General features: G+C 56.4%; 12 protein-coding genes. 4 read left to right on the top strand and 8 right to left on the bottom strand.

Annotation, left to right across the window (positions count from 1 at the left end):
* The 6 genes from PKO02S_RS06990 to PKO02S_RS07015 form a co-directional block, all read right to left on the bottom strand.
* A partial coding sequence (locus PKO02S_RS06990) for an Ig-like domain-containing protein (protein ID WP_164821334.1) occupies positions 1-1414 on the bottom strand: 1414 nt, incomplete at its 3' end.
* 627 nt (positions 1415-2041) lie between these two features.
* Complete coding sequence (locus PKO02S_RS06995; RefSeq protein ID WP_127580410.1) at positions 2042-2410, bottom strand: DUF4180 domain-containing protein; 369 nt, start codon at positions 2408-2410, stop codon at positions 2042-2044.
* A gap of 9 nt (positions 2411-2419) precedes the next feature.
* Positions 2420-2896, bottom strand: coding sequence for an SRPBCC family protein (locus PKO02S_RS07000; protein WP_127580412.1), 477 nt, complete (start codon positions 2894-2896; stop codon positions 2420-2422).
* 28 nt (positions 2897-2924) lie between these two features.
* Complete coding sequence (locus PKO02S_RS34100) at positions 2925-4055, bottom strand: HNH endonuclease (protein WP_444980884.1); 1131 nt, start codon at positions 4053-4055, stop codon at positions 2925-2927.
* A gap of 80 nt (positions 4056-4135) precedes the next feature.
* Positions 4136-5590 carry a GGDEF domain-containing protein gene (locus PKO02S_RS07010; protein WP_164821335.1) on the bottom strand — a complete coding sequence of 485 codons (1455 nt, stop codon included), beginning with the start codon at positions 5588-5590 and terminating at the stop codon, positions 4136-4138.
* 393 nt (positions 5591-5983) lie between these two features.
* Positions 5984-6202, bottom strand: a complete 219-nt coding sequence (locus tag PKO02S_RS07015; protein ID WP_373865197.1) for a Rossmann-fold NAD(P)-binding domain-containing protein — start codon at positions 6200-6202, stop codon at positions 5984-5986.
* A gap of 154 nt (positions 6203-6356) precedes the next feature.
* Between PKO02S_RS07015 and PKO02S_RS07020 the strand changes: the two genes are divergently transcribed.
* Positions 6357-7391: an LLM class flavin-dependent oxidoreductase gene (locus PKO02S_RS07020; protein ID WP_127580556.1), complete on the top strand. Its 1035-nt coding sequence runs from the start codon at positions 6357-6359 to the stop codon at positions 7389-7391.
* A 248-nt stretch (positions 7392-7639) separates the two neighbouring features.
* Here PKO02S_RS07020 and PKO02S_RS07025 read toward each other — a convergent pair whose 3' ends face one another.
* Positions 7640-7996, bottom strand: a complete 357-nt coding sequence (locus PKO02S_RS07025; protein ID WP_127580416.1) for a nucleotide excision repair endonuclease — start codon at positions 7994-7996, stop codon at positions 7640-7642.
* A 118-nt stretch (positions 7997-8114) separates the two neighbouring features.
* Between PKO02S_RS07025 and PKO02S_RS07030 the strand changes: the two genes are divergently transcribed.
* From PKO02S_RS07030 to PKO02S_RS07040, 3 genes are all read left to right on the top strand, one after another.
* Positions 8115-8456 carry a hypothetical protein gene (locus tag PKO02S_RS07030; RefSeq protein ID WP_127580418.1) on the top strand — a complete coding sequence of 114 codons (342 nt, stop codon included), beginning with the start codon at positions 8115-8117 and terminating at the stop codon, positions 8454-8456.
* A gap of 189 nt (positions 8457-8645) precedes the next feature.
* Positions 8646-9074 (top strand): MarR family winged helix-turn-helix transcriptional regulator, encoded by a 429-nt coding sequence (locus tag PKO02S_RS07035; protein WP_127580420.1) that lies wholly within the window; start codon positions 8646-8648, stop codon positions 9072-9074.
* A 25-nt stretch (positions 9075-9099) separates the two neighbouring features.
* Positions 9100-10743: an MDR family MFS transporter gene (locus PKO02S_RS07040; protein ID WP_127580421.1), complete on the top strand. Its 1644-nt coding sequence runs from the start codon at positions 9100-9102 to the stop codon at positions 10741-10743.
* A 105-nt stretch (positions 10744-10848) separates the two neighbouring features.
* Here the strand turns inward: PKO02S_RS07040 and PKO02S_RS07045 are convergent, their stop codons facing one another.
* On the bottom strand, positions 10849-12450 hold the full coding sequence (locus PKO02S_RS07045; RefSeq protein WP_127580423.1) for a type 2 periplasmic-binding domain-containing protein: 1602 nt from the start codon (positions 12448-12450) through the stop codon (positions 10849-10851).
* Between the last annotated feature and the right edge of the window lie 73 nt (positions 12451-12523).

Consider the following 12523-nt stretch of genomic DNA (forward strand, 5'->3'; position numbering starts at 1 on the left):
TTGCTGTTGTACCGACGTAGGTCGGATTAGAGTCTGCGCTCCATGTGACATCCACCGTCGCCGTGCCGCCGCCGACCAGGTTCACCGTCACGCTCGTGCCCAGCGCAGCCTTCGCATCAGTGATAGTCGTTCCGTACGCTACGGTCTTGGTGATGTTGCTGACACTCGCTATGCTCACCGTGTCCACGGTCACCGTTCCACTTGGAGCGGACACGGTGTTCTTGTTGTCCACATTCGCCGGCAAAGTGCCGAACGTACTCGTGAACACGTAGGCTGCCGACGTGTTGCCATTATAGGTCGGCGTGGAGTCCGCGCTCCACGTGACCGGCACCGTCGCCGTGCCGCCGCCGACCAGGTTCACCGTCACGCTCGTGCCCAGCGCGGCTTTCGCATCGGCGAGGCTCGTGCCGTATGCAACTGTCTTGGTAATATTACTGACACTTGCTATGCTCACCGTGTCCACGGTCACCGTTCCACTTGGAGCGGACACGGTGTTCTTGTTGTCCACATTCGCCGGCAACGTGCCGAATGTTCCCGTGAACACGTAGGTTGCCGACGTGTTGCCACTATAGGTCGGCGTGGAGTCCGCGCTCCACGTGATCGGCACCGTCGCTGTGCCGCCACCGACCAGATTCACCGTCACGCTCGTGCCCAGCGCCGATTTGGCGCTTGCTAACGACGTACCGTACGCGACCGTTTTCGTTATATTGGCTACGCTGGCAATGCTGACTGTAATCGCAATATTCGGTGCCGATTTACTCGACCATCCCGAGTCCAAGTAGGTAGTTCCATTCCCCTTCGTCTGAACCTCCACATAGTAGCTCCCTGTCGCAAGCGCCCGTGTGGATAAATCAATCGAAGTGCCGGTTCCGACATCGACTGTATCAATCAGCGTTCCGCCGCTGTTATAGATTTTGACCATATACTTAGTTGCGTTCAGGATCGGGTCCCAGCTTACCGTCTGATTGCTGACTGCCAAGATCGGTGCCTTCAAAATCGTCTGCGGGTTGGGAAACGACCCCCCGGCCGCTCCGAAGTTGATTGAGAACTCTCGATCCGTCAGCTTCCCCGTGGTGCCGATAGTTAACGCAATGCTGCTGACAGGAGCCGTAAAATTGACAATAACCGCCGCTGTTCTATCAAAATCGATATTTGGCAAGGAAGTAGTCGTTCCATTAAATCGGGTTTTGCCGTCGCCGACGGCAGAGATCCCCAGTTTCGTGGTCGAATCCACTATATAGCTTTGGAAGCCGGACAATTCTACGAACTCGTTGAATGTGGAGCCGTTACCGTCCAAATCTATGACCGTGATATAGAAGTTCTGCAGTTCGACCGGCACCGGTGTAGGCGCAGGATCAGGAGGACTCAGCGGAAACGAGGCTTGATCATAGAAGTCAACTCTGTAGTTAACCATGCCCGCCGGGTCCGTTGTCAATTTAGGATTGAATCGTTTCTGAAGTTCAGCGTCATTGGGAAAAGCATTGTCATGTGCCGATAGTGTAGCATTTGTGATTCCGGTTATGGTAATCTTCGCCAACACTTTCTTCTGTGTAACGGAGTCCGTAAAAACATCCCGATACGTGTAGACGGTTCCTACGCCTCCATTCCCGGACACGGTTGGCACGCCGAAATTCATACTCTGATGGTTGATGTTTATCACATCTAGGGTTGCGGCTTTGACGGAGTGCGGGGAGAGCCAAAGACTGATCAACAGCAAGGAACAAATAAAACCAAACAGCCGTGTCCATCTAAAAGCACCTGCAACTGCAATACGAAATGACATTTCGAATCTCCTTTTTTATGTGAATTAGTCAATAAGTCCTAGTCCCGGCGGAAAAATAGAGCAAATCTTATGCCCCTTTTATTAAATATATGGAATTAGACCTGCCCACACCAATTCATTATAGATCTAAAGATCTATTTTTTTAAGATGATTATACATATATTTTCTGAATAAAATCTGAATAGCTGCCGAATAGGGGATAAAAAAACCGCCCACAATGAGATGGACGGTCGTTATTATGAAATTTATCCCAATTCGCTAGCTCAAGCTATGCAGCTTCTCCAGCGCGGTTTGCTCGTCTGGCAAGAAAAACACATGCTTCCCGTTGTTGCACTCATAAATAAAATCCTTAAAGCTTTTGCTGCTATACGTGCTGAAGTCTCCGACGATGGCGATGATCATGCTGTAGTTCGTATACTTTTGCAAAATGTCTCCAGCCAACCGTGTGCTCAAGTCGAAAAACGACTCTACAAGGTTCTGCTTAAACAGGATGAGCTTGTCGGCCTCCACCTGGTAGCGAACGGTCGCCATCAAGTCCAGCGCATCCTGCGTGTCTTGAATCAGCACCCGGTCGCTCTCAACGACGGCTACCTTCGACGCCCCCCGTTGGTCCGCTCTAAGATTCATTTTCTCCACCTATTCCAAACCCGCCAAGCGAGCTTTATATTGTTCGTACCAGCCTTTCCACTCCAGCTCCCGTTCGAGCGTCCTGCCGTCCAGCAAGGCGGCAATTACGTCCAAGCATACGTGCCAGCCTGCGAGATCGCGAGGAGTGTGGTCGGTCAGCTTCCCGATTCTCTCGATGAAATCGAGGCGACACCCTGCAGCTCCTTCCGGCTTCAGCTCGAATCGCACGCGGTCTTCGCCCCAAGTATACTCCAGCACGGATTTAGGCTCGAGGTCGAGAATCTCCATCTCCTCGAAGGTCCCGTCCTGCATGTCGAACTTGAGTAACCCTCCGACACGCAACTCGTCCACCCGCAATTCGGAGAACCATTGCTGCAGGTAGCCGTTATCTGTTAAATAAGCCCATACCAGGTCTGCGGAATGGCTATAATGACGCACATAGTGCGCGGTGTAGCCTTGTTCGGTCTTCTGAATGGTCGCTAGCATGCTCGGAGGCCTCCTTGGTTTGGGGTGACTAAGTATCCGCTCCGCCGATAAATTCCTCGAGGTCGCGGTCGGCTTTCGTCTGATTGCATAGGTTGCAGGCGCAGACGCAGTTGTCCGGTGTCGTATGTCCGCCTTTGGCGCGGGGCAGCAAATGGTCGATCGTGTCACCGTATTGCCCGCAGAAGCGGCATGTGTAGTTGTCTCTAGTGAGGATCAGCCGCCGGAACTCCTTGTTGCTGTACAGGCGACGGATCGTATGACGATTGACGATGACGGCCGCCCGTTCACGGACGAGCGTCTGCGCCAGCTCCAGGTCGATCTCCTGGAACCAGCGGCGGCCGTTATCTGTTTTGCCATGCATACGGATGAAGCCTTGGCGTGTGGCTTTCAAGCCAGTTGCGTCGATCGGCGGACCCGAGCGGACCGGCGCCGTGAAGGCGATCGGCATCGGTGCGGCGAGCTTCGCCTTTTTGCCGCGTCGCCGGCGGCGACGCTTGCGCTTCGGCGGGGCGACAGCATCTCCCGCCGAGGTCGTGTCCGCGGGCTCGGCAGTGGCCGCCACGGGCTGCTCTATGTCGGCGGCGGCAGGCGCCTCCTCCGCTGCAGGCAAGGGCGCCTGCGGAGGCGTCGGCTCCAGCGACGCACTCGCCGACATAGCCGCAACCGAGCCGGCCCGGCGCCTGCGGCGCTTCCGCTTCGGCGGGGCGACGACCGCTTCAGTCGCGTCGAAGTAGGCGGGCTCCAGCGCAGCCTCGCCTACGGCAGCGTCAGTCCCCACTGCGGGCGCCTCTGCCTGCGCTTGCGGGAGCAGCGCCTCCAGCGCCGGCGCCGGCGTTGTTGCAGCTGCTGCAGAGCCGGTCCCGCCCCGACGACGGCGTTTCCGCTGCCGCTTCGGCGCTGACGCCGCTGTGGTGCCCCCTGCAGGCGCAAGCTCCAACATATCGGCTTCGCCCGGCAGCTCAGCAGCAGCCGCATCGACGCGCTCCTCCGGCAACGCCGTACGGCAGCTGCGGCATGTGCCGCGCCGCCGCGGCGCGCCGGCCCGCTTGCCGCTGCGGCGCAGGAAGTCCGCGATCGGCTTCATCGTGTGGCATTGGGCGCACAGCTTGAGCGTCGGCTCCGTTTCTTGGTTTGGAGTATCGGTCGTTAACATCGTCATGGTTCCCTCATCCGGTTGCAAAATCATCTTAGGGAAAGTATACCATACCTAGGTTCCAGGTAAACAATCGCCGACCCCCGCTACACCGTGTACCGCACCCCGGCCTTTCCCTCGTGCTTATGCCTATACATCGCCCTGTCCGCCTGCAGCAGCAAAGTGTTGCTGTCCCGCCCCTGCTCCGGGTAAAAGCTGACGCCCATGCTCAGCTCCACGATCAGCCGCTGGTCGCCGTAGATCAACGCCTCCTCCGATAGCCGCAGCTGCAGCTGCCCCATCATCTCGCGGACATCCGCCTCCGACGAGATGCAGCGCAAGAACAAAACGAATTCATCCCCGCCTAACCGGGCCGCAAACCCGCCCCCGCCGGCGGTCTCGCCGATAATTCTCGCCACATGGCGCAGCAGCGCGTCGCCCGCCTCATGCCCGTACTTGTCGTTCGTTTCCTTGAACCGGTCCAGGTCAAGCAAAATTACGGCTAGCTGCAGTTGCTTGGCTTCCGCTTCCTCGAGTGCGGTCCGCAGCTCTTCATGGAAGTATCTCCGGTTCGGCAGACGCGTGAGCGAATCGTGGTAAGCGAGGAAACGGATTTCTTCCTGATGCTTCTTCTGCAGCGTAATATCCCTCACGATCAAAATCGCCAGCAGTTCGTTCTCAAGCGTCACGTAATCGCCGTCAATCAGCACGTCCAAGCGCTCATTGCCGTTATGAATGGTCGTTTCGTAAGCTTTGATCGCTTTGCGGCTCTGGACCGCCTCTTGGAGATACGGGTCGACCAAGGCGAAGAACAGCACACGATCCAGATCAATGTAGTCGAACAGCTGGCGTGCGCCTGGATTCGCTTCACGGACATGGCCAGAGGGCTCGACGAGCAAGATGGCCGCCGGGTTCATGTGGAACATTTTCTCATAACGCCTGGTGGAAAAATTAAGAAAGTCGTAGCGGATCATAGCCAGTCGAAGAATGAACAGCCAAATCACGCCTCCGAAAATATAAGGATAGGGGGGTGTCCACTCGCCGAATTGAAAGAAGCCGAACACGATATGCCACACGGAGCTGATGTAGACTCCTAAGAGGAGCAGGTCGAATATTGCGCGATGTTCGGCGCTGCGTGTGACCGCACGGCCTTTGTACAGCACGGCCAAATACAGCAGGCTGATGAAAATGCTCGCACTAAGTGCTATATAGTAGGAACTGTTGTACACCGGCATCTTCCAGACGCCGACCGTGACGAATTCGCTGGAGGAAATAATCTGCTCGCGGCTGAGCACATTGACCACAATGACCGATAGCGGCAAGTAAAAAATATAAGGATAGACGTAGCGCGGCATCCGCTTATCCATTCCGGAAAACTTGGCAAGGAAGTGGAAGCCGAGCCCCGGGATGGCGATGCCCGCATTGGAGAACCACAGCGCCACGATCGTCGCACTTTCCCCGATTGGCAGCTGATGGCGTACGTACTCTTCCATAAACAACAGAACATAGCAAAAGGCGGTTACGGCCAGAAGCCGATGCTCCGTCTTTTTCGAATTGCGCAATAGAACGTCGGTACCCATGTAAATAAAAAACAGGAGAGGTATCAAGTAAACTGCCACGTATGTCCATACAGCCCCCGTACTCAAGCCACCACATCGCTTCCTGTTCATTATCCATTGATGAGAGCCATCGCTACACGCTCATTCTAACTGATCCTGTACGTAACATGCCATCGCTCATGACAAAAAGAGGTCTAAAGCCCTAGTGAGAGAGCCGCTAGTTGAAATTACGATACATCACCTCAATTACAGCAAAAAACACCCCCGGCGAAGACCGCATCGAAACCGACGACGCAGCCCCGCTCCAGGGGAGCTCCTCACTTGTCTATCCCAACACTCTGTAAGCGTTTCATGTTTCTGTCATGAGGCCCCCGTTGACGTGAATCACTTGCCCTGTCACGAAGGAAGCATCGTGAGCGCCGCCTTGGTCATGAAGAACATCGGGAAAATGTTCGTCCGGTACGTATCCTCCAACTGCCCGTCGGAGATATTCGAGAACCTGCCGTAGGCTTCGATCGTCTGCCGCACAACGGCCACCGAGAAAGCCGGATGGCGCAAGTCCCCTTGTATGAGCAGGCAGCGGCGACCATACGTTGTCGCAGGCAGAATATTCATATGAAGTCCATGGGGTGCGTGCCCATGCTCGAAACGCATTAGGGGCGCACGCATGACTCGTGCTAATATGGTAAAGAAAATAAGCCATCGAAAGGGGCGGTCCGTTTTGGCCGATCAAGATCAAGCACCAGCACAAGCAGCACCTGTTTTTGAAATGGGGATCAGTACCTTCTTAGAAGCGACGGTCGACCCGGCCACCGGCGGGCCGGTCAACCATGCCGAGCGGCTGCGTCACGCGGTCGAGGAAATTGTAGTCGCCGATCAGGCCGGGCTCGACGTCTACGGCATCGGCGAGCATCATCGCCCGGACTACGCCGGCTCGGCGCCGGTCGTCGTGCTCGCGGCGGCGGCCGCGATGACGAAGCGGATCCGCCTCTCGAGCGCCGTGACGGTGCTGTCGTCCGACGATCCGGTCCGCGTCTACCAGGCGTTCGCCACGCTCGACGGCATCTCGAACGGCCGGGCCGAGATCATGGCGGGCCGCGGCTCGTTCATCGAGTCGTTCCCGCTGTTCGGGTACAGCCTCGACGATTACGACGAGCTGTTCGAGGAGAAGCTCGAGCTGCTGCTCGCGATTCGCGCTTCGGAGAAGGTCACGTGGCCTGGCGGGCATCGCCCGGCAATCCGGAACACGGGCATCTACCCGCGCGCGGTGCAGAACCCGCTGCCGGTCTGGATTGCGAGCGGCGGCAACCCGGAGTCGGCCGTCCGCGCCGGCACGCTCGGGCTGCCGATCGCCTTCGCGATCATCGGCGGTATGCCCGAGAAGTTCGCGCCGCTCGTCGAGCTGTACAAGCGGGCCGCGGCCCAGGCCGGGCACGATCCGGCGAAGCTGGCGATCGCGACGCACTCGCACGGCTTCATCGCCGACACGACCGAGCAGGCCGCGGAAGCGTTCTATGAGCCGACGGCGAAGCAGATGAACGTCATCGGCCGCGAGCGCGGCTGGGGGCAGCCGTACACCCGCGCGACGTACGATGCGGCCCGCAGCCTGCGCGGGGCGCTCTATGTCGGCGATCCCGAGTACGTGGCGGAGAAAATCGTGCTGCTGCAGAAAAACCTCGGCATCACCCGCTTCCTCCATCACGTCAACGTGGGGACGATGCCGCATCGCGAGGTGCTGCGCTCGATCGAGCTGCTCGGCACGAAGGTCGCTCCCCTCGTGCGCAAGGCGCTTGGGCAGCCATAACAAGAAGGGCTATCGCTTGCGGTCGACATGGACCGCCTGCGATAGCCTCTTTTCATTTGGGGTTACGGATCTGAGTACCTAAGTACTTTAAACAGGAATCTAGCTTCGCGAATTGGATACTTAGGTACTCAGATTGGCGAAAATGAAGCCCGTATGCGTAATTTGGTTCTCCAATAGCGAAATTGGGTATCCAGATCACCCTGGACCCGGCCCTCATGCCCGGAACCGTCACACACCCCCGCCGCACCCTACTGGTACAACACCTTATCCACATTGTACTTCGCCCGCTGCTTGTTCACGATGTACGTCTCGTAGATTTCCCGTTCGACGGGATCCTCCACCAGACACACCTCGATGCGGGTAATTTCGCCGCGATGGTCCTTCACGGCCGACACCGTGTCCTCGAAATGCTTCTTGATCCGCGGCCGCAGCTTGCGCGCCTTGCCCACGAACAGCAGCTCTCCCGCTTCGTTGTAGAACATGAAGATCCCGCCTCGATCCCTCGGAATCAGATGAAAATCGGTAAACCCATAAATATGGCTCAGCTGCGGATCGGCCTGCTTCAAAATCGTCACTTCCGGATTCGGCACCGTAATCAGGATCACGCTCGAACACTTCCTCATTCACATTTGTCCCACATCGTACCACAAACGCCGCCCAAACGCCATGCTTGCCGCCTCCTTTAATGGGATTCCTTGCAAAGGGGCATGATAATCAGGCAGCTTGAATTTCCTCAAAGTGCTTGTCCACGCGGAGGATTGGCAGATATGGTGGTCTTTCGCCTTCTGGGCTTTCATCCTGGTGATGCTTACGGGGGGAATACGACTATTCCGCAAGCTCGTCGCCACCATCGATTATTTTTTGCACGCTACCCCGTACCACACCTACTATTTCTCCGACAACCCCTCTTATGAGCTATCCGGCGCGTTTTTCCATTTCTTCATGTATCCGAGCGCTTCGATCTTGTTCTTGTTCATTTATGAAAAATGGCGGCTGCACGGGTGGAAAACGGTGGTGTATGTGCTGGGCTGGTCGGCGTTCGCGCCGCCGCGACGATGCTGCTGATCTTGTTCCATTATACACGAGGAAAACTGCGAGAGCTGGCGTATCAGCGAGATAGAGCGATGAAACGATGAGTCGAACCGGCCGCCGTCTCCAAGATTGGCTTATTCTGCCCCTTGCTCGAGTTTACTTCAAGGAGTATATTGTTAAGTAGTTATTTATTAAGCACTGAATTAATTAGGAGGGGGACGTTTGAATCGTTATGACGATATTTTCGCCTTAGCCGCTTTGTTCAAAACTTTTTTCAAGGGCATCTCGAACGACTGGAACAAACACGGATTCGGGTTGACGCTCCCTCAGTTCAAAGTAATGTACTTGATCGAGCGGGAGGGGCCGCGCAAAGTTTCGGAAATCGCCCATTCGTTAGGCATCACGCCGTCGGGCGTCATCTGGATCACCGATCAGTTGGAGAAGGAAGGGTATGTGCGCAAGGAGAGAGCGGAGACGGACCGAAGAGTTGTGCATGTGATCTTGACCGACCCGGGCGGGCAGCAGCTTCACCAAGCGCAAGCCTTGCAGAAGCAGCTCATGCAATCTTATTTTCATTTGCTGACGGATGAGGATATCGGGCATCTACAGCGTATTTTCACCACCTTGAACCAAAGCTTGGACCAAACTTAACAAAATTGGAGAGAGAGAGACCGCAATGGAACATTTGTCCCACAAACGCAAGATGACCATTATGATCGCAATCATGGCCGCCATGTTCTTCGCCGCGATCAACCAGACGATTACGAGCACGGCGATGCCGCGCATCATTGCCATCCTGAACGGGATGGAGCTATATACTTGGACGATCAACATCTACATGCTGACCTCTACGATTGCCACGGTGCTAGTAGGGAAGCTGTCCGACATGTTCGGGCGCAAGCCGTTTCTCCTGATCGGGATTTTGTTTTTTATTTTAGGCGCTTTTCTGACCGGGACGTCGAATGACGTGTACCAGTTTATTTTTTATCGAGGCATTCAAGGGATCGGCGCCGGTATTATTCAATCGACCGCCTTCACCGCCGTCGGCGACTTGTTCCCTCCTCGCGAGCGCGGCAAATGGATGGGCATGATGATGGCCGTCTTCGGCTTCTCCAGTGTGCTCGGACCGACGCTTGGCGGTTACTTGGTCGACCATCTCGACTGGCATTGGCTGTTCTGGGTGTTCCTGCCGCTCGGCGTTGTCGCCTTCTTCATGATCTTGTCGCTGTTTCCTAAGGTGGAGCGCGGCGCCAAACAAAGCGTCGATTATCTCGGCTCGCTGTTCTTGACGACGACGATTGTGCCGCTGCTGCTCGCCTTCTCGTGGGCCGGATCGCAGCATCCTTGGGGGTCGGCGCGTATTCTCGGACTGCTTGGGGCGTCGCTTGTGTCGTTGTTGATCTTCATCTGGGTGGAAACGAAGGCGAAAAGCCCGATTTTGCCGCTCAGCCTGTTCAAAAACAGCATCGTTACAATTTCGAACATCATCGGCTTCATTATGAACTTCGGCATGATGGGCGCGATGATCTACCTGAGCTTCTTCGTGCAGGGCGTGCTCGGCATAACGCCGACTTACGCCGGTTACGTCACGATGCCGATGTCCATCGTTATGGTTGTCGCGAGCTCCATGGCCGGTCAGCTGATGGCGAAGAAAGGCAAATACAAGCGCTATGCAATGCTCGGCATTCCGCTGATGATTGCCGGGATGGCGATTATGATCTTCATGAACAGCGTCTGGCTGGCGGTCGTCAGCATGATCGTGTTCGGCCTGGGGCTCGGCCTCGGCATGCCGGTCTTCTCCCTCGCAACGCAGAATGCGGTGCCGCATACCGAGCTGGGGGTCGCGACGGCTTCGAGCCAGCTGTTCCGGAACTTGGGCGGTACGATCGGGATTGCCGTCATGGGGACGGTTATGTCCAACACGCTCGGCACCCATCTGAAGGAAGCGTTGGCCTCGCCGAACGCCCCGGATCTCAGCAAGGTCGATCCGGCGCTGGCCAAGCAAATGCTGAGCTTCGCCAACCCGCAGGCTCTGATGAACAAGCCGCTGCTGGAGCAGACGCAGGCAAGCCTGCCGACAGACGTGCAGCCGCTGTTCACGCAGATGATCGACAACATCCGGGAAGCGCTTGGCGCTTCATTATCCACCGTCTTCTTGGCCGGCACGTTAACGCTGGCGACCGCCTTCATCCTGGTGTTCTTCCTGAAGGAGATCCCGCTGCGAACGACGAACCAGGCCAAGCCGAAGCCGGCTGAGGCCGAGTCGGAGAAGCCGCTGGAGGAGCCGGGTACCCTGGCGCTTCCGCTCGAGAGAGCTTAAGCCTTAGTTTCTTTTCGTCTCTTGGAGCATCCCCGTACAGCGCAAAAGCCGTCCTCGCGGACGGCTTCTTGCTTTTGCTTTTGCTGCGTGAGCAACTTAACTTATTTAGTCAACCTTAAACGTAATCTTCTTGCCCAGCGCGGTGGACACTTGCTCGGCGTAGCCGTCGAACAGCGCCTTGCCGCTGTATTTGTCCATCAGCTCTTGCGAGTATTTGACCCAATTGCTGGAATCCTTTTCGTCGAACAGCACTTTGGCTTGATAGACATTCATCTGTTTGCGGAACGCCGCCAAGTCCAGTCCTTGCGGAGGCGAAACGTTCGTCCCGAGGGTGTAGTACTTGTTCGTCTTGAACTGAGCCAGAATGGCGCGGTCGTGATCGGTTTCGCGCGGATCGACCAGCTCCAGGCCGAGCGGGGCCAAATCCTTCACGCCATAGCTGAATATACTGGACCAGATCGTTGTGAAGCTGCCGTTGTCGATAATGTCCTTCTTCACCGCGTCCGGAATCAGGGTAATTTTGTTGCCGTCCTTCTTGTAATGCACGCCTTCCTTGCCGAAATTGGCCAACAGGAAGCCTTCCGGAGAAGCGAGCCAGTCGAGAATTTCCATCGTGCGCTTGATCTTGTTGTCCGGCGTCTTCACCCCGATCATAAACGGCAGGCCCGGCAACGCTTCGTACGTAATCGGGATGTTGCCCGCAATGTGGAACGCTGCGAATTCAGCTTTCTGGTTGCCGGTTACTTCACGGGTTTTCGCTTGAATGCTGTTGTTGCTGTTGTCGAAGGCGATGTCGCGGGCGGTGGAGTAGAAAATCCCTACGCGGCCCTGCTGCACCTTGTTCAAGTGCTCGCCCGTCTTGTTCAGATACCAGTCGGGATCGACGACCTTAAGCTCCAGCGTCTTGCGGATCTCGTCGAGCACCTTGCCGGCCCGTTGATTGGAGCCGGTATCGTAGAAGCTTTCTTTGTCGATCAGTAGCCCAGCACCCATCCCTGCCTTGAACCATTCCGGGAACTCCCGGGATACGTTGGCGCCGGCTCCGAACGTAGTAAAGCCGTACGTATCGTTTTTGCCGTTGCCGTCCGGATCCTTGAACGTGAACGCCTTCATGACCTCGAGCATTTCGTCGTAAGTTTTAGGAATTTTCATCCCCAGGTTGTCGAGCCAATCCTTGCGCACATAGTATGCATGGTACTGGGATTTCTCGAACGGCACAGGCGCCCGCTTGAACGCGCCTTGCACTTGGTAACGCTTCATCTCATCCTGCGTCACCCATTTGAAGTAGTTCGGCATCGTCTGCGGAGAGACGTACGGCGTCAAATCTGCTACAACGCCGTCCAGGATGTACTTCGAGGTTTTCTGGGCCTCGGCGTGGAACAGATCCGGCGTATCGCCGGCGGTCATCTTCGCGTGCAGCTTGTTGGAGAATTCCTCTCCCAGGACGCTGTACTCGATCTTAAGCTCGACATTGAACTTCTCCTCGATCGTCTTGCGGATGAAATCTTTGTCCGCCGCAGGCAGGCTCGCTTGGGCATTAGGGACCGAGATCATCCAATTCAGCGTAAGCTTCTCCTTCTGGGCGGCGCCGGGGGCCTGGCTGCCGCCGGGCGAGGGCGAAGCCGTCTCCTCCTTGCTGCCGCAAGCGCTGAGCACGACAGCTGCAGCAACCGCGACCGATGCCGCTTTTTTCCAATGTTTCGTCATTGCTGGACCTCCTCCATGTTGTTTCCCCTATACTTTATATTGTCTGCAAGGCGGCAAGCGCCTGGACAACCGC

Source organism: Paenibacillus koleovorans NBRC 103111 (assembly GCF_004000845.1).
Lineage (GTDB): Bacteria > Bacillota > Bacilli > Paenibacillales > NBRC-103111 > Paenibacillus_AA > Paenibacillus_AA koleovorans.